Origin of the sequence: Flavobacterium palustre, assembly GCF_014639535.1 — a bacterium.
Classification (GTDB): Bacteria; Bacteroidota; Bacteroidia; order Flavobacteriales; family Flavobacteriaceae; genus Flavobacterium; species Flavobacterium palustre.
The window spans coordinates 409,266-426,514 of record NZ_BMGA01000002.1; the positions used below are offsets into that span (position 1 = coordinate 409,266).

A 17,249-nucleotide genomic window follows, 5' to 3' on the forward strand; every position below is an offset into this window, starting at 1 on the left:
GTAAACTGAATACTTATTTTGTACGCAATATTAGACATAGAAACTACCGGAGGACAGTTTAATGAAGAAGGAATTACTGAAATTGCTATCTATAAATTTGACGGTCACCAAATAATAGATCAATTTATCAGTTTGGTCAATCCCGAAATTCCTATTCAGCCTTTTGTAGTTAAATTAACCGGGATAAACAATGCCATGTTGCGGTCGGCTCCAAAATTTCATGAAGTTGCCAAACGAATTGTTGAAATTACCAATGATTGTATTTTAGTAGCTCATAATGCTGATTTTGATTATCGAATTTTGCGAACTGAATTTCGCCGTTTAGGATACGATTTCAATACAAAAACACTTTGTACTGTAGAATTAGCTAAAAAACTATTACCTGAGCAAACTTCGCATAGTCTGGGAAAACTGGTTCGTGCCTTAGGAATCCCAATGGCCGACAGACATCGCGCCAGTGGCGATGCTATGGCAACAGTAAAATTGTTTAAAATGTTACTGGAAAAAGATGTTGAAAAATCAATCGTAAAAGATTTTATAAAAATTGAGGTCGAAAAAGGAATAGCTCCTAAATTACTTGATATCTTAAGAGGATTACCTACTAAAACCGGGGTTTATTACATTCATAATCAAACCGGAAACATTATTTATATTGGTAAAAGTAATAACATCAAAAAAAGGATTAACCAGCATTTTACGGGAATAACAAAAAAAAGCAAACGTATTCAGAACGAAGTTTTCACTGTTACTTTTGAAGAAACAGGCAGCGAACTCATTGCCTTGTTAAAAGAAAGTCAGGAAATAAAAGTTAACAAACCTATTTTAAATCGGGCTCAACGCAAAAATATTTTTATTTATGCGCTTTATTTGGAAAACGCTCCAAATGGCTACCTAAGTTTAAAATTACAAAAAACAGATGGTCGCAAAAAAGAAATAACTTCCTTCGCATCTTTGCAGGAAGGCAAAAGTTTTTTGTTTAGCATAACCGAAAAATATCAGTTGTGTCAGAAATTAAACGGATTGTATGAAACCAAAAAGGAATGTTTTCAATACAACATAAAAGAATGTGATGGCGCCTGCATCAATTTAGTTCCAACTGAAATTTACAATGATCGGGTACAAAATTTTATCAGTAATTATACTTTTGAAAATAAAAGTATGATTATCATTGGAAGAGGTCGAAACATTAACGAAAGAAGTGCTGTTTTAGTTGAAAACGGAGTTTACAAAGGCTATGCGTTTTATGATTTAAACTATCAGATTACCAACGCCAATATACTGAAAAACATACTAATTCCAATGGATAGCAATCGGGATATACAACGCATTATTCAGGCGTACATTAGAAAAAACAAAGGCATAAAAATTATTCATTTTTAAACTTTCAGCAAATGGAGTCTTCATCATTGTATTCTGAATTTAGAAAAAAAGTCTATATCGTAATTTATCACACAAATACCCGGGCGGGAAGATTGTTTGATTTAATACTATTAGGCGTTATTCTAATGTGCGTACTCTTAGTAATGATGGAAACAGTAACGGAATTTGATCAAAAATACCATTCCTACTTAATTACACTGGAGTGGATAATTACCGTATTTTTCACAATCGAATATATACTCCGGATTCTATGTATCAACAGCCCCATTCGATATATTTTTAGTTTTTACGGCATCATCGATTTACTGGCTATTTTACCAATGTATCTCTCTCTTTTTCTGACAGGTTACAACATTTTAACCGTTATACGCGCATTGCGATTGTTACGTTTGTTCAAAATTTTAAACAATCCTCATTTTACTAATCATTCCAATAAACTAAGAAGAGCACTGATTGCCAGTCGGGGAAAAATTGTGGTTTTTATTTATTTTGTACTTATTAGTACCATAATTATTGGATCAATAATGTATCTGGTTGAAGGAAAGGAAAATGGTTTTACCAGTATTCCAATAAGTATTTACTGGACTATAGTAACCCTAACTACAGTAGGCTACGGCGATATTTCCCCACAAACCCCTTTAGGTCAAATTATAGCCTCTTTTGTAATGATTATGGGTTATGGCATCATAGCTGTTCCTACCGGAATTGTATCTGCTGAAATAAGTAAAATTAGCCAGAACAAAGATTTGCAATTTCAAAATCCCTGTATTAATTGCGACAATACTAATTATCCTCCCAATGCTAAATTTTGTCCTCAATGCGGACATTCATTAGAAAACAATTAAAATGAAACAGCTAATTACCATCATAGGACCAACAGCCATTGGGAAAACAGCTTTGAGTATTCAATTAGCCAATTATTATAATTGCGAAATTGTTTCCTGCGACAGTCGTCAGTTTTTCAAGGAAATGACCATTGGAACCGCTGTACCCAATCCTAAAGAATTGGCTGCCGCCAAACATCATTTTATCCAAAATAAATCCATTTTTGAAAATTATACTGTAGGCGATTTTGAGAAAGAAGCTATCTCAACCATTGAAAAATTATTTAAGACGAATGATTATGTAGTTTTAGTTGGCGGTTCCGGTTTGTATGTCAATGCTATTCTGAAAGGATTTGATGATTTTCCCGAAATCAATTCATCTGTGCGTGAAGAAGTCAATGCTAATTATGAAAAATTAGGAATTGGTTATTTACAGGAACAACTTAAAAAACTGGATCCTGATTATTTCGAAAAAATCACGGCTGAAAATCCGCAAACCTTACTCAATCCACAACGCATGATGCGTTTTGTGGAAGTTTGCCTAGGAACAGGAAAACCATACTCTTCTTTTTTAAATCAAAAGAAAAACGAAAGAAGCTTCACTCCTATTCTTATTGGTCTGGAAGCCGACAGAAATGTGATGTACAACCGCATCAACCAGCGTGTAGATATAATGATAAACGAAGGTTTGTTGCAGGAAGCTAAAAATTTGTATCCTAACAAAGAGTTAAATGCGCTGCAAACGGTGGGATACCGCGAATTATTTAGTTATTTTGACAAAGAATTTACTTTAGAATTTGCCATTGAAGAAATCAAGAAAAACACCCGTCGTTTTGCCAAACGTCAACTGACCTGGTTCAAACGCGATGAAAATACCAAATGGTTTGATTTTGAAACACCACCACATAAAATAATTGATTATATCAATTCTAACAAATAAATACATATGCAAAATATAAAACTAATAGGAAAAATTTTGTTCTTGTTTTTTACAATTTATCTTTTAATTCCATTTTTCATAGCATTAAAAATGAAAATTGAAAAACCGAATTTTAAAAACTTAAATAATACCGAATTTATAATCTTGGGTTTAATATTATTTAGTTTTAGCATAATTAATATTCGACTTTTCAAACCCTATTTCAAAAGAATTTCCAAATCATAATTCCATGCCAATTTCTCTAAACTTCACCTCTATACTAAGCAAAGAATTCGAAATCAATTTCACCCAATGCTTACCTTCGGGATGTTTAAAATACACCGAATTGTGTAACCTTTTACAACTTACTGCAGCTGAACACGCTGAAATGGGAGGCATTAGTTTTACGGATATGCAGGAATTCAACCAGGCATGGGTACTGAGCAGAATGCGTGTTGAAATCAATGCTTTGCCTCAATGGAAAGATAAAGTCACCGTAAAAACATGGATTAACAGTCTGGAAAATTCACGTTCGGTACGTGCATTAGAAATGTATGTTAATGACACAAAAATTATAGGCTGCGAAACTTTTTGGGCGGTTTTCAATACTAAAAGCCGTCGTCCTGAACTCCTGACTTTAGCACATGATCATTTTGAATTATTTCCCGAAGTAAAAGCCACTCAGGAAGGTTTTTCAAAAATTGACATCAACCCTGAAAAAGAAGAAATTTTTAGCAAAACCGTTATTTTATCGGATTTGGACATTGTCAATCACGTTAATAATGTGAAATATTTGGAATGGTGTATGGATTTAGTGGATGAAAACATCATTTTGAAACAAAAAATAAAAAGCTTTGAAATGAATTTTATGAAAGAACTTTCACTGCGTGATCAGGTCATGATTCATGAAAATGTATCCGATTCCTGTATTGTTTTTAGTATTACCAAAGAAGATAAAAACTGTTTTGCCTTACAGTTGAATTTAGCATAATATTTCTCAATTTACTTTCAGTAAACCAAAAAGCTGCTTTACAAAACAGATAAAAGCAGCTTTTTTTCTAAAAACTATTTAAACTAAAATCTCCTAATGACAATTAGGATTTGCCTGAACAAACAAACTCATCGTGGAAGGAGACACATAAGGAATCCCCAAGCCTAATCCTCTTAAAATAAACAACACTCCTATTAAAACCACCACATAAGGGATTGCCTTTTGTATTTTATTACGTACAGAAACTGTCAAAAAAGAATTGATATATACCACTGTACTCATCAACGGCACGGTTCCTAAACCAAACAAAACCATATACACAATACTCAAACTAATACTCTGCATAGCAATTGCTCCAAACAGAGCCACATAAACCATTCCGCAAGGTAAAAATCCATTGAGTAAACCGATGGTAAAAAGCGATTGATACGATTTATTTTTAAACTGATTTCCTAAGGCTTGTTTTACTCTGGAAATAAGTCTGAAAACAGGTTTTGAAAAATTATATTGAGCAAATACTTTCTCCGGAATTACAATGGCTACAATCATCAAAATCCCTAGTATAATAGATAATTTTTGTTGTATTCCTGCTATAAAAAAACCTCTTCCCAGCAAACCAAAAACAAATCCAATAGTTGTATAAGCTGTTATCCGTCCTAAATGATATGTAATAATTTGAGTTACTTTTTTAGCTGGATTGCTTCGGTCCACGGGTAACATCATAGCAATAGGACCACACATTCCTATACAGTGAAAGCTACTTATTAATCCGAATATCAAAGCAGTGTAAAGCATTTTTTTGAGGTTTGTAGTTTTTCGTTTGTGGTTCTAAACTATAAACCACAAACTATAAACTTCTTAGTTAATATAAATCGGTTCTTTGGTCAAATACTTTTTCCCATCGTATTGCCATTCCATATTAATGCCCCATTGACCGCCTACCAATTTTGATTTAGGTATGAGCAAAGTTGGATTAGACAACGAAATCGGAGTATCGAAATCTAATTTTTTGTTAGACGGTCGGTAGAGGGACACTGTTCCTGTAATTTGATTAGCTTTAAATTCCTGAGGAAATTCAATAGTAATTCCTTCCTCTGTTTTGGTTATAATTGGTTTTTGGTCTAAATCCTGGGCATTTTGCACACGTTCCATTTCTTCCTGAAATCGGGCATCGTGCTTGTAATATTCTTCTACAACTAACTCGTTGTCATATTTAGAATTCGATTGTACTTTAATGACAAAATACAATATGAAACTCATAAATAGAGCTATGGCAATCACTAATCCTGTTCCCCAATTAATTTTCATAATATTATTTTTTTGAAGTAAAACTTCCGTTCATTATCAGTCAAACGTTCTCGGGCTTAAAAAACTCGTTGTTGTGCTTTCGATTTTTTTATCACCATCAAAAACTTCAATTTTTAATTTGGTTTTATCGCTTTCTAACAAATATTTATTGATTTCAACAAATAAAGTTCCGCTGGCCATACCTTGCTTTGGGACTTTTAAGCTTTGATTTCCAACCAGTTTTAAATCCCCTTTTATTCCTTTTAATTTAAAATGAATCGCATTAAAATCATTATTGGTCTTATTAATGATTTTGTAAGTAAATACGTTACTAACATTCTCTCCCTTATGCTGATACAACTGTCCCGGCAATCGTAAAATAAGTGCCTCAACATCAGTACGTAAAAACAATAAACCAACGAGCATTCCAACCAAAATCACTAAAACAGCAGTATAACCTTTCATTCTGGCAGTGAATTTAAAAGCTGCTTTTTTCTCTATTTCATCTTCAGAGGCATAGCGAATCAAGCCTTTTGGGAATCCCACACTTTCCATAATGGTATCACATTCGTCAATACAGGCGGTGCAATTGACACATTCCAGTTGGGTTCCGTTTCTAATATCAATTCCGGTAGGACATACATTTACACATTGTCGGCAGTCTATACAATCGCCTTTTCCGCTTAAAGTTCTGTCCTCTTTTTTATTGAATTTAGCTCTGCCTGCTTCTTTTTCTCCACGAACAAAATCGTAGGCTACATTAATTGATTTATTATCTAAAAGAACACCTTGCAATCTTCCGTAAGGACAAGCTATAATACATACCTGCTCTCTGAACCACACAAAAATAAAATAGAATATTCCTGTAAAAATCAGTAACGAAATCAAGGTTTTCAGATGATTTGCAGGACTGTCTTCAATCATTTCCATCAACACATCACTACCTATCAGATAAGCCAAAAACACATTGGCTATTCCGAAAGAAATAATCAAAAACACTGTCCATTTCAATCCTTTCTTTCTGATTTTTTCGACATTCCATTCCTGCTTTGCCAATCGCATTTGAGCACCACGGTCTCCTTCTATCCAATATTCAATTCTTCTGAAAACCATTTCCAGAAATATGGTTTGCGGACAAATCCAGCCACAAAAAATACGTCCAAAAATTACAGTGAATAAAATAATAAAAACCACCCCAATTATCATAAAAAGCACTACAAGATAAAAATCCTGCGGCCAAAACGGAAAACCAAAAATATTGAAGCGACGCTCTAAGATGTTAAACATCATGAACTGATTTCCATTTACTTTTAAAAACGGATTAACAACTAAAATTAGTAACAAAAAATAACTAAGCCATTTTCGGTAACTATAAAACTTACCTGAAGGTTTTTTAGGATAGATAAACTTTCTTTTCCCCTCATTGTCGATGGTCCCTATAGTATCCCGATAGCTATCGGGACTAAAAGTTTCGTCTGCTAACTTGGACATTTTGTTTGGTTTTTATATAAAACATTAGATTTTTTACCATTAAAAAATTTAGTTTCGTTAAAATTCAAAACTTAACTGGACTTAATTTCTTAATGGTTTATATAAAAACAATGTTTATCATTTGAATAATTATTTCACTGTTGGAGCTGCCGCTTCTTCTGCCCATAAATCTCCTTCAGCTTCCTTGGCGTCTTTTGGATTACTGCCTCTTAAAGACAAAATGTAACTGGCTACTTTTTGAATTTCTTTAGGTTTCAAAGTTCCTTTCCAGGCAATCATCCCCTTCCCATCACGACCTCCGTTAGTTATAGTATGAAATATATTTTTAACTCCGCCTCCAAGAATCCAGTGGTCATCGGTTAAATTTGGACCTATTTGCCCCCCTCCGTCTGCCTTATGACAAGCAGCACAGTTGGTTTCAAAAGTAGTTTTACCAATAGCCAAATCAGCCGGATCAGTAAGCTGCGTTACTGTTTTCTCATCCATTAAATCAGGGGCGTTTTTCATGTACTCTGCCACTTCAATTTTAGCCTGAGCCAATTCTTTTTTCAATTCCATTTCCTGATTATCAGCACCTAAAATTTCAAAACGAACTAGATAAATAGCTGCAAAAACAATACAGGCGTAGAAAGAATACACCCACCAAGGCGGTAAATTGTTATCTAATTCTTTAATACCATCATAATCGTGGTTCAACAACAACTCTGCCTCATTTTCAATAGGAACTGTTCTTGTTAACTTATTCATCAGGTTCTTAAACCATAACGATTCTTTCAACTCAGCCTGATCTTCGGCATCAATTTTTGCTTTTTCTTCCTCAGGCAAAATTTGGTAAACAATTCTATCGGCTGCACTAACAATCATTTCAATTGCAATCAGCAGCACTAAAACTACCACTAATACAATATTAACAATGGGATACTTTATGAATGCTGCTCTGTCACCAGAATCGACAAAATATTCTATAGCACCAAAGATGATAAAGAAAAGCACCATTACTCTAAGATATGCTGGAATTATTTTTTTCATTTTACTTATTTTTAAATCCTATTTTCATTTGTTTTAAATCATTTTATAAAAAAATAAAACAATATGAATCAGTAAATTAACAATTACTATTTTAACTCTTTAATTAATTAAATTAATTAATCTTCCTGAAAAGGAATTTGACTCAATTCGTCAATTTTTTCCTTTTTATAGAAAAAAACCCAAAATCCTAATCCTACAAAAAAAGAAAAGAAAATCAATAGCGATAGTATTGGATATATCGACACTCCGGCGATAGTCTCCATATTGTGTTTTATTTGTTCAAACATTTGCTTTATTTTTTAAAGTTTTTAAAAATTCTAAGAGTTTTAGGTTCTAAGTTTTGCTATTCCAAATCTTAACGACTTAGAACCTTAGCCTCCCAGCTATTTTTAAACTATTATTTTACTTTAATATCAGTTCCTAATCTTTGGATGTAAGCAATCAAAGCCACAATTTCTCTATCCTTCATTGGAACAAATTTTTCTCCTCTGGCAGCTGCTTTCTTTTTACTTTCCTCATAACTTTTAACAAAATCAGGATCAGCATGCAGGCTGTTTTCAATTTCCTGAGACTGTTTATTAATAGCGTTTTGAGCATTCGCAATTTCAGCATCAGTATAAGGAACTCCCAGCGTTTTCATCACTTCCATCTTACCTTCAATATCCGAAATATCCAGAGCTTTGTTGTCAAACAACCATTTATAACCCGGCATAATAGAACCTGCAGAAGTACTTTGTGGTGACCACATGTGATTAAAATGCCAATTGTCATTGTATTTTTCTCCTACTCTTAACAAATCAGGACCGGTACGTTTTGAACCCCAAAGGAAAGGGTGATCGTAAACAAATTCTCCGGCTTTTGATTGTGGTCCGTAACGTTCCACCTCACTTCTAAACGGACGCACCATTTGAGAGTGGCAAGACACACAACCTTCACGGATATACAAATCACGTCCTTCTAATTCTAATGGTGTATATGGTTTTACACTTGTAATTGTTGGAATATTAGATTTTACCATAATCGTAGGAACGATTTGAATAATTCCTCCAATTAAAATAGCCACAGTTGCCAGAATAGTCAATTGGATAGGTTTTCTTTCTAACCAAGGGTGGAATTTTTCTCCTTTTACCCTTCCACTGCTGATTTTTTGTAAAGCCGGAGCTTCGGCCAGTTCATCTTCAACAGCATTATTTGCCTGAACTGTTTTATAAACATTATAAACCAAAACAAACATCCCTGTAATGTATAAAGTACCACCTACAGCACGCATCCAATACATTGGAATAATTTGAGTTACGGTTTCTAAGAAATTACCATAAGTCAGCGTTCCGTCAGGATTAAATTGTTTCCACATAGACGCTTGCAGGAAACCGGCAACATACATTGGCAACGTATAAAGTATAATCCCTAAAGTCCCAATCCAGAAATGAACATTAGCTAATTTTAGAGAGTACAATGGCCCTTTTGTCATTCGGGGAATCAACCAATAAATAACTCCAAAAGCCATAAACCCGTTCCAAGCTAAAGCGCCTACGTGTACGTGAGCAACAATCCAATCGGTGAAATGGGCAATCGCATTTACATTTTTAAGAGATAGCATAGGCCCTTCAAATGTTGCCATTCCGTAACCTGTAATAGCTACTACAAAGAATTTCAAAACCGGTTCCATACGTACTTTATCCCATGCTCCACGCAAAGTCAAGAGTCCGTTTATCATCCCTCCCCAAGACGGAGCAATCAGCATTACTGAGAAAACAACTCCTAGATTCTGTGCCCAGTTAGGCAAAGCAGAATATAATAAATGGTGAGGTCCCGCCCAGATATATAAGAAAATCAAAGACCAAAAGTGTACAATAGACAATCGATAAGAATACACCGGACGATTAGCCGCTTTAGGGATATAATAATACATCAATCCTAAAAAGGGTGTGGTCAGAAAAAAAGCCACCGCATTATGTCCGTACCACCATTGCACCAAAGCATCCTGAACTCCTGCGTAAACAGAGTAACTTTTTAATCCTGAAACCGGTAAAGCCAAACTGTTAAAGATATGCAACACCGCAACGGTAACAAAAGTGGCTAAGTAAAACCAAATGGCTACATATAAATGACGTTCTCTTCTTTTTAAAATTGTACCAATCATATTGATACCAAAAACAACCCAAATCAACGCAATTGCAATATCTATAGGCCATTCCAGTTCAGCATATTCTTTTGAAGTGGTATAACCCAAAGGAAGCGAAATTGCCGCAGCAACAATAATTAATTGCCATCCCCAGAAATTAAGATTACTCAAAAAATCACTGTACATCCTTGCTTTTAAAAGACGTTGCAAAGAATAATAAATCCCCGCAAACATGGCATTCCCAACAAAAGCAAAAATAACCGCATTGGTATGTAATGGTCTTAAACGACCAAAACTCAACCAGGAAACTCCATCAGTCAGGTTAGGGAATAAAAATAAGATTGCTAATAAAAGTCCGACAGCCATTCCTACTACCCCAAAAACAATGGTAGCGTAAATGAACTTTTTGACAATTTTGTTGTCGTAATAAAACTGCTGCATTTCCATAATTAATTTTGTTTTTCTTCAGTTGTTTGTATTTCTTTTTTGGCTTTTAAATTAATTTCATCGTCAAAAAGCATTCTGACAGATGGCGTATAATCGTCGTCATATTGCCCGTTCTTCACTGCCACAAAAAAGGCAATCAAAAAGGCTATAGCTACGAGTATGCTAATAGTGATTAATAAATAGATGACACTCATACCTTAAATTTGTGTTAACAAAATTACTTTAGACCTTTTACAGAAAATATGACATTTATCATACTCCTCTTATTTATTATAATTTCTTTCTTCTTCCTTAATGCTGCCTTGTTTTTTAAACACAAAGCGCACTAAGAATTTTACTCTTGATTGCGCTTAAAAGCACAAAGACCACAAAGTTTCTCACTGCTTTCTGCTTTCTCAATTCTGCCTTCTGCTTTCTAACTCCTAACTTTAATTAACTTCCTCGCATAATAATTACTCATTAGTGTTACAAAACTCACAATGGTAACCGTACTCAAAGGCATTATAATTGCCGCTACCAAAGGTTCTAATTTGCCTGTAACCGCGAACGTCAAGCCTACTACATTATAAAGTAATGACAATCCAAAACTCATTTTGATAACCAGCATAGCTTTCTTAGAAAACTTTAAAAAATAATCCAGTTTTTCAAACTGGCTTGCTTCTAAAATAGCATCGCAGGCAGGTGAAAAAACATTCACATTTTCGGAAATCGAAATCCCCACATTACTCTGAGCTAAAGCCCCGGCATCATTCAAACCATCGCCTACCATCATTACATTCTTGCCGGATTCCTGTAATTGCCTGATAAATTCCAGTTTTTGTTCCGGTTTTTGATTAAAAACAAGCTCGGTACTTTTAGGTAAAAGTTGCCCTAAAGCGGCCTTTTCCCCGGCATTATCTCCTGACAATACTTTGATTTCATACTTACTTTTCAAGCTGTTAAACAACTGCTCTAATCCTTCCCGATATTCATTTTTAAAGATGTATTTTCCATAATATTCACCGTTAATTTGGATATGAACTGAAGTTTGCAATCCACTATTTTCTTCAGAATTTCCGGCAAAAGCCGCCGAACCTATTCTTATAAAATTTCCCACTACTTTTGCCTGAATTCCTTTTCCGGTGATTTCTTCAAAATCGCTAATTTTCACCTTTCCAACATCAGGTAGAAAGTCATACAGCATTCGGCTTAAAGGATGGTTGGAAGCCCTGAGTACTGATTTTATCCGAATCAAATTAGCTTCAGAAAGCGGCTCTCCTTCATACGAAATATTGGATTTTTTATTGGTCGTAATTGTTCCTGTTTTATCAAAAACAATCGTATCTACTTTTGCCAATTGTTCAATTACCAAGGCATTTTTAAGATAAAACTTTTGCTTACCTACAATTCGCAATACATTTCCCAATGTAAACGGAGCCGTCAAAGCCAAAGCACAAGGGCAAGCCACAATCAATACCGCAGTAAACACATTAAAAGCTGTATTGGCATCTTTAAAAATCCAATAAGCAAATCCCACAAAAGCAATCAATAATAATATGGGCGTGAAATAACGCGAAATACTGTCGGTAATATTTTTGTGTTTTTGCTCTACATTTTTCTGGAACACATCATTACTCCATAGCTGCGTCAGATAACTTTGAGAAACCGAAAACAACACTTCCATTTCGATTACTTCCCCAATTTGTTTTCCTCCTGCAAAGACTTTATCTCCTGATTTTTTATTTATCGGAATGGCTTCTCCGGTTACAAAACTGTAATCAATAGTCGCATTTTCACTGATTAGGATTCCGTCAACCGGAATTAATTCCTGGTTTCTAATTAATAATCGATCGCCTTTTTGAATATCATAAACAGCAACACTTTCTTCGGAAGCATCGGTATTGATTCGGGTAACGGCAACCGGAAAATAAGATTTAAAATCCCTTTCAAAACTCAGAAAACTGTAGGTTTTTATTTGGAACATTTTGCCCAGAAGCATAAAGAATACCAAACCGGTCAGACTATCAAAAAAACCGGAACCATAGTCCATCACAATATCAACAGTGCTTCGAATAAAAAAGACAACAATCCCTAAGGCAATAGGAATATCGATATTGAGCATTCCGGATTTAATACTTTTATAAGCAGAAACATAATAACCGCTGGCAGAATACAAGAAAGAAGGCAATGACAAAGCAAAAATCAACCATCTGAAAAACGGTTTGTAGTTGTCCAGCCAAAATTCTTTCACTTCAAAATATTCCGGAAAAGAAAGCAACATGATGTTTCCAAAACAAAAGAAGGCAACTCCAAGTTTGTAGGTCAAGCTTCTGTCTGTTTTTGCCTTAGTGGTTTCGTAATTCTCCAGACTAATGTAAGGTTCGTAACCAATGGAGCACAACAACTGTACTATTTCGCTCAGTGAAACTTCATTGGAATTATAAATAATTCGAACTTTTTTCTCCGGAAAATTAACCTGCGAATTGCTTATTCCTTTTTGAAGGCGTTGTAAATTTTCCAGAATCCAAATACAAGAGCTACAATGTATATGAGGAATACTAAGTGAAACAATAGCGGTTGTATCCTCCTGAAATTCCAATAATTTTGCAACGATGTTTTCATTTTCTAAAAAATCATATTTTCCTTTAATCTCCTGCGGAGTGGCTCCAGGTGATTTTTCGAAATCATAATAAGAAGTCAAATCATTCAGACTAAAAATTTCGTACACCGTTTTACAACCGGCGCAACAAAATGTTTTTGCGTCAAATAGAATTTCAGCTTCTTTTACAATATCTAAACCACAATGGAAACAATTTTGTGTATCCATAACTTTGCTCATTTTACCTAATGCAAAATTCTTAAAGGAACAGCTCATAAAATATGATATATATCATATAAATGATTAATTTTGCAAATAATCAAATCATCCATTCAAAATGAGCAAATGCGAACAATGTATCGTTAGAGAATTCAGCTCCCTGAAAGCACTAAACAAAGAGGAATTAGTAAAACTTGCCGAATGCAAGACCTCACGCTTAGTAAAAAAAGGAGAGGTGATTTTTGAAGAAGGCGAAAATGTCAATGGCATTTTTTGCGTTAAAGACGGCGTTTGCAAATTGACTAAATTGAGTCCGAATGGAAAAGATCATATCGTAAAACTGGTGACCAAAGGAGAACTGTTAGGACAACGTTCGATGATAAGTGAAGAACCTGTGAACCTAAGTGCTGTAGCGCTTGAAGATATGCAGGTATGCTTTATCCCGAAAAGTGAAATCATGGGATTCTTTGACAAAAACAATCAGTTTTCTATGAATGTCATGAGAACCATTTGTGGTGATTTGAAAGAGTCTGACGACCTTGTGGTCAATATGGCTCAAAAAACCGTAAAACAACGTCTGGCCGAAACCCTAATCTATCTTCAGGATACCTTTGGCAAAAATGAAGACGACAGCTTAAAAATCCAACTTACCCGTGACGAACTCGCCAGCATGATTGGTACCGCTACCGAAAGCTGTATTCGTTTATTATCTGATTTTAATAAATTAGGTTTAATCGAATTGAAAGCTAAAAAAATCACTCTTAAAAATATTCCTCAGCTGAAAAAGATGGCATAAAGTTTTTTTATTCTTCTAAGTTATAGCTTTCTCTTTTTTGTACTAAAAATATTATTTCTATATTTGGTAAAAATACGACTATTCATTAGTGACTATACTTCTAGAATTGGGGAGATTGTTGCTATTTTGTAACGGGTATATACAAGTTGTAGTGTACTTGAAAAAACATCGAAATTTAGAATAAATGAGTAAATATTTAATAAAACCTCTTGGAAGTGTTTGGCTGAACCCTTATGCTATTTCTGATTTGAAAAAAGATTTACTTCTTTATGATAAACTTGGTATGCTTAATCTTCACACCCTTCTTGAGGGATTACACCAATATAAGAAATACGACCTTTTTCAGAATCAATTAAATGAAGTAGAGTATTTAATCGAAAAAGGTGTCTTTATTGAGTTAAAGCAACTTATGAACTTTGCGAAAAAAGGTTCAGCTATGTTTCCAACTGATGATATGGAGATGGCTAATTATATAATGAAGCTCAAGGCTAAAATATCAGAAATAACAGATGAAAAAGAGCGTGATAAAATTTATTGGCAAATAAATGAATTAGATACTCGATTGTGGTCTAAAATAGTAAATATTAATAACGAATCTGTTGTTACTGTACCATACTTAAATGATGTATCTTCATTTGAGAGAACTGACACAGTTAAAGAGAAAGCATATAGCATAATTAATAAATCAATACCACTTCCAAGCGAAGGTACTTCTTGGGAAAAAATTTTTGATTTTAAAAGTGATAGTGAAAGTCAATTAAAATTACTTGCTTTAAAAAACTGGATTAATGATTTACCAGAAAATATGAGTTCAAACGAGCTTGAAGACAAAATTCAATACCTTTCATATCAATATACTGAATCACTGAAACGACATAAGATTAGCACTAGGCTAATTACATTTAAAACAATTATTACCGCACTACCTAAAGGTTTATCCGAACTATTGAGGTTAAGATTTGATAAAGCGATTGAGCCCTTCTTCGAAATCGCGGAACAACAAGTGAATTTTTCACAATTCAAAGAAAGAGAAGATCTTAAAGGAAATGAGTTAGCTTACATATCATTAACAAATAAAAAATTTAATAAAACAAAATAAAAACGTACACACACTGGCACTCGATTACACCGAGTGCCTACTTACATGAATAGACACATCGTAGCGTTTGCAACGCGGTTCACTAAAAAAATAATTCTTGAACAAATATATCAATGCCATTGTAAAAACTTCATACACAATTAAAAACCCCGAAATAAAGTAATAACTTTGTACTTACAAAAAAATATAGTTATGGAGGTTTCAGTTATACCAATAGGAAACTCAAAAGGAATAAGATTATCAAAAACTTTACTTGAAAAATACAATATCACAGATAAAGTGGAACTTATTTTAGAAAAAGGTTACATCATTTTAAAACCAAAATCAGAACCCAGAACTGGTTGGGATAAAGCATTTAAAAAAATGCATGAAAATGGCGATGATAAATTGATGATTGATGATGTATTTGAAGACGAAAATCTTGAAGAATGGATTTAAAGCAATATCAAATCGTTCTGGTAAATCTCGATCCAACAATTGGAAGCGAAATGAAGAAAACGCGTCCAAGCGTTATAATTTCGCCAAACGAAATGAATAAGTATTTGCAGACAATTGTCATCGCACCTATGACCAGTAATTCCAAAGCTTATCCAACCAGGGTTGAAATCAATCACGATAAGAAAAAAGGCTGGATTGTTTTAGATCAAATCAGAACGGTTGACAGGCAAAGAATAATTAAAATACTAGGAAATTTGACTGAAAAAGAAATCACAAAAGTCAAAGAAACGTTAAGAGAAACATTTGTTGACTGACAACACCTTAAAACAGCACGCTCCTATGGAGCTTTCTTCACATAGATTCTTTTTTTTCTACAAACATTTCACTCCTAACGGAGTTAGTCAAAGTCCCATTGGGACTTTCTGTTTATAGAAATAGAGGTTTTTTCGGCTTTTTAGCTCCATAGGAGCGAACTGTTATTTCATTTTTTACTGGATAACAATCTGTCAATAAAACTCCGCTCCTATGTAGCTTTCTTTGCATGGATTCTTTTTTTCTAAAAAATATTTCACTCCTAACGGAGTTAGTCAAAGTCCCATCGGGACTTTCTGTTTATAGAAACAGAGGGTATTTCGGATTTTTAGCTCCGTAGGAGCGACCTGTTATTCTTAATTATTCGATAACAATCCATCAACGAAACCGAATTATTTTTTAGAATTTTAAAATTGTTTCTTAAAATTTAATCCATTCAACCAAAATTAACTATTATTTTCTTTTTCTTTCGTTTATTTTCTTTTACATTTGTTTTAACACTAATACAAAAAGAAAACAAATTATGTTGCCAAATCAACGAAGAGAGAAAATACTGGATCTTTTAAAAGAAGATGGCTTTGCCAAAGTAATAGACCTCGCAAGATTATTTAAAGTAACCGAAGTTACTATTCGTCAGGACCTTGAAAAATTAGAAAGTGAGGGGCTAATTTTAAAAGAACACGGCGGAGCAAGTATTAAAAACGTTGAAGATCAAGTGAGAAGCTTTTCGCTTCAACGTCAGGAAAATTTAGAAGAAAAATCGGCAATAGCTGAAAAATGCCTAGAATTTATTGAAAACGGAGATACCATCATTTTAGATTCGGGTTCTACAACCACTGAAATAGCCAAGAAACTAAAAGGACTCAAACAACTTACCGTAATTACCAATGCTTTAAACATTGCTTTACTATTAGGAACCGATCCTGATATTGAGGTAATTATGACCGGAGGCGAATTTAAACCGCCTACATTATCATTAACCGGTCAAAAAGCCGCCGATTTCTTCAAAGGCTTAAATGTCCAAAAACTATTCTTAGCCACAGCGGGAATTTCCCTAAAATCAGGACTTACCTACCCTAGCATCAGCGACTTGGTAGTTAAAAAAGCCATGATTGATGCAGCCGAAGTTACTTATTTAGTCGCTGATAGCACAAAGATTGGCAAAAGTGCCCTGGCCAGTTTAGGCGCCTTATCCTTAATTGATTACATCATTACCGATAACGGAATTGAAGAGAAACACAAAGAAGTGTTTAGGGATAATGAAATTGAAGTTATCGTAGCATAAAAAGAAAATAAAGAGAAAAACATACAAAA

At 34.1% G+C, this 17,249-nt stretch carries 17 protein-coding genes; 9 read left to right on the forward strand and 8 right to left on the reverse strand.

Annotated features, from left to right (window positions below; translation table 11 throughout):
* The first annotated feature begins 18 nt into the window (after window positions 1-18).
* From IEV84_RS06615 to IEV84_RS06630, 4 genes are all read left to right on the forward strand, one after another.
* Complete coding sequence (locus tag IEV84_RS06615) at window positions 19-1,380, forward strand: exonuclease domain-containing protein (RefSeq protein ID WP_188493502.1); 1,362 nt, start codon at window positions 19-21, stop codon at window positions 1,378-1,380.
* An 11-nt stretch (window positions 1,381-1,391) separates the two neighbouring features.
* The gene (locus IEV84_RS06620; RefSeq protein WP_188493503.1) at window positions 1,392-2,225 is read left to right on the forward strand and encodes an ion transporter; all 834 of its coding nucleotides are present in this window, start codon (window positions 1,392-1,394) and stop codon (window positions 2,223-2,225) included.
* Between the two features lies 1 nt (window position 2,226).
* Window positions 2,227-3,144 carry a tRNA (adenosine(37)-N6)-dimethylallyltransferase MiaA gene (gene miaA / locus IEV84_RS06625; RefSeq protein ID WP_188493504.1) on the forward strand — a complete coding sequence of 306 codons (918 nt, stop codon included), beginning with the start codon at window positions 2,227-2,229 and terminating at the stop codon, window positions 3,142-3,144.
* Between the two features lie 229 nt (window positions 3,145-3,373).
* Complete coding sequence (locus IEV84_RS06630; protein ID WP_188493505.1) at window positions 3,374-4,114, forward strand: acyl-[acyl-carrier-protein] thioesterase; 741 nt, start codon at window positions 3,374-3,376, stop codon at window positions 4,112-4,114.
* Window positions 4,115-4,207: 93 nt separating this feature from the next.
* Here IEV84_RS06630 and IEV84_RS06635 read toward each other — a convergent pair whose 3' ends face one another.
* The 8 genes from IEV84_RS06635 to IEV84_RS06670 form a co-directional block, all read right to left on the reverse strand.
* Entirely contained in the window at window positions 4,208-4,909 is a 702-nt protein-coding gene (locus IEV84_RS06635) for a sulfite exporter TauE/SafE family protein (RefSeq protein ID WP_188493506.1), read from the reverse strand.
* Between the two features lie 63 nt (window positions 4,910-4,972).
* Window positions 4,973-5,422 (reverse strand): FixH family protein, encoded by a 450-nt coding sequence (locus IEV84_RS06640; protein WP_188493507.1) that lies wholly within the window; start codon window positions 5,420-5,422, stop codon window positions 4,973-4,975.
* Window positions 5,423-5,458: 36 nt separating this feature from the next.
* Window positions 5,459-6,892, reverse strand: a complete 1,434-nt coding sequence (gene ccoG, locus IEV84_RS06645) for a cytochrome c oxidase accessory protein CcoG (RefSeq protein WP_188493508.1) — start codon at window positions 6,890-6,892, stop codon at window positions 5,459-5,461.
* 129 nt (window positions 6,893-7,021) lie between these two features.
* Complete coding sequence (locus IEV84_RS06650) at window positions 7,022-7,921, reverse strand: cbb3-type cytochrome c oxidase N-terminal domain-containing protein (RefSeq protein ID WP_188493509.1); 900 nt, start codon at window positions 7,919-7,921, stop codon at window positions 7,022-7,024.
* A 116-nt stretch (window positions 7,922-8,037) separates the two neighbouring features.
* Complete coding sequence (locus IEV84_RS06655; protein ID WP_188493510.1) at window positions 8,038-8,208, reverse strand: CcoQ/FixQ family Cbb3-type cytochrome c oxidase assembly chaperone; 171 nt, start codon at window positions 8,206-8,208, stop codon at window positions 8,038-8,040.
* A 110-nt stretch (window positions 8,209-8,318) separates the two neighbouring features.
* Complete coding sequence (gene ccoN, locus IEV84_RS06660; protein ID WP_188493511.1) at window positions 8,319-10,493, reverse strand: cytochrome-c oxidase, cbb3-type subunit I; 2,175 nt, start codon at window positions 10,491-10,493, stop codon at window positions 8,319-8,321.
* Window positions 10,494-10,495: 2 nt separating this feature from the next.
* Window positions 10,496-10,687 (reverse strand): cbb3-type cytochrome oxidase assembly protein CcoS, encoded by a 192-nt coding sequence (gene ccoS, locus IEV84_RS06665; RefSeq protein ID WP_188493512.1) that lies wholly within the window; start codon window positions 10,685-10,687, stop codon window positions 10,496-10,498.
* 221 nt (window positions 10,688-10,908) lie between these two features.
* Entirely contained in the window at window positions 10,909-13,299 is a 2,391-nt protein-coding gene (locus tag IEV84_RS06670) for a heavy metal translocating P-type ATPase (protein WP_188493513.1), read from the reverse strand.
* A 109-nt stretch (window positions 13,300-13,408) separates the two neighbouring features.
* Here IEV84_RS06670 and IEV84_RS06675 point away from each other — a divergent pair, with 109 nt between their 5' ends.
* The 5 genes from IEV84_RS06675 to IEV84_RS06695 all read left to right on the forward strand — a co-directional run bounded on the left by IEV84_RS06675 (window position 13,409) and on the right by IEV84_RS06695 (window position 17,220).
* Window positions 13,409-14,086 carry a Crp/Fnr family transcriptional regulator gene (locus tag IEV84_RS06675; protein ID WP_188493514.1) on the forward strand — a complete coding sequence of 226 codons (678 nt, stop codon included), beginning with the start codon at window positions 13,409-13,411 and terminating at the stop codon, window positions 14,084-14,086.
* 184 nt (window positions 14,087-14,270) lie between these two features.
* Window positions 14,271-15,185, forward strand: a complete 915-nt coding sequence (locus IEV84_RS06680) for a hypothetical protein (RefSeq protein ID WP_188493515.1) — start codon at window positions 14,271-14,273, stop codon at window positions 15,183-15,185.
* Window positions 15,186-15,377: 192 nt separating this feature from the next.
* Window positions 15,378-15,623: an AbrB/MazE/SpoVT family DNA-binding domain-containing protein gene (locus IEV84_RS06685; protein WP_188493516.1), complete on the forward strand. Its 246-nt coding sequence runs from the start codon at window positions 15,378-15,380 to the stop codon at window positions 15,621-15,623.
* Window positions 15,614-15,937 carry a type II toxin-antitoxin system PemK/MazF family toxin gene (locus IEV84_RS06690; RefSeq protein ID WP_188493517.1) on the forward strand — a complete coding sequence of 108 codons (324 nt, stop codon included), beginning with the start codon at window positions 15,614-15,616 and terminating at the stop codon, window positions 15,935-15,937. Before IEV84_RS06685 ends, IEV84_RS06690 begins: the two co-directional genes overlap by 10 nt.
* 521 nt (window positions 15,938-16,458) lie before the next feature.
* On the forward strand, window positions 16,459-17,220 hold the full coding sequence (locus IEV84_RS06695) for a DeoR/GlpR family DNA-binding transcription regulator (protein ID WP_066328861.1): 762 nt from the start codon (window positions 16,459-16,461) through the stop codon (window positions 17,218-17,220).
* The last annotated feature ends 29 nt before the right edge of the window (window positions 17,221-17,249 follow it).

Bases quoted from the DNA above. Each gene is read 5' to 3' on its own strand.
- IEV84_RS06620 (WP_188493503.1), top strand. From the start codon at position 1,392: ATGGAGTCTTCATCATTGTATTCTGAATTTAGAAAAAAAGTCTATATC.
- miaA (WP_188493504.1), top strand. From the start codon at position 2,227: ATGAAACAGCTAATTACCATCATAGGACCAACAGCCATTGGGAAAACA.
- IEV84_RS06630 (WP_188493505.1), top strand. From the start codon at position 3,374: ATGCCAATTTCTCTAAACTTCACCTCTATACTAAGCAAAGAATTCGAA.
- IEV84_RS06635 (WP_188493506.1), bottom strand. From the start codon at position 4,909: ATGCTTTACACTGCTTTGATATTCGGATTAATAAGTAGCTTTCACTGT.
- IEV84_RS06640 (WP_188493507.1), bottom strand. From the start codon at position 5,422: ATGAAAATTAATTGGGGAACAGGATTAGTGATTGCCATAGCTCTATTT.
- ccoG (WP_188493508.1), bottom strand. From the start codon at position 6,892: ATGTCCAAGTTAGCAGACGAAACTTTTAGTCCCGATAGCTATCGGGAT.
- IEV84_RS06650 (WP_188493509.1), bottom strand. From the start codon at position 7,921: ATGAAAAAAATAATTCCAGCATATCTTAGAGTAATGGTGCTTTTCTTT.
- IEV84_RS06655 (WP_188493510.1), bottom strand. From the start codon at position 8,208: ATGTTTGAACAAATAAAACACAATATGGAGACTATCGCCGGAGTGTCG.
- ccoN (WP_188493511.1), bottom strand. From the start codon at position 10,493: ATGGAAATGCAGCAGTTTTATTACGACAACAAAATTGTCAAAAAGTTC.
- ccoS (WP_188493512.1), bottom strand. From the start codon at position 10,687: ATGAGTGTCATCTATTTATTAATCACTATTAGCATACTCGTAGCTATA.
- IEV84_RS06670 (WP_188493513.1), bottom strand. From the start codon at position 13,299: ATGGATACACAAAATTGTTTCCATTGTGGTTTAGATATTGTAAAAGAA.
- IEV84_RS06675 (WP_188493514.1), top strand. From the start codon at position 13,409: ATGAGCAAATGCGAACAATGTATCGTTAGAGAATTCAGCTCCCTGAAA.
- IEV84_RS06680 (WP_188493515.1), top strand. From the start codon at position 14,271: ATGAGTAAATATTTAATAAAACCTCTTGGAAGTGTTTGGCTGAACCCT.
- IEV84_RS06685 (WP_188493516.1), top strand. From the start codon at position 15,378: ATGGAGGTTTCAGTTATACCAATAGGAAACTCAAAAGGAATAAGATTA.
- IEV84_RS06690 (WP_188493517.1), top strand. From the start codon at position 15,614: ATGGATTTAAAGCAATATCAAATCGTTCTGGTAAATCTCGATCCAACA.
- IEV84_RS06695 (WP_066328861.1), top strand. From the start codon at position 16,459: ATGTTGCCAAATCAACGAAGAGAGAAAATACTGGATCTTTTAAAAGAA.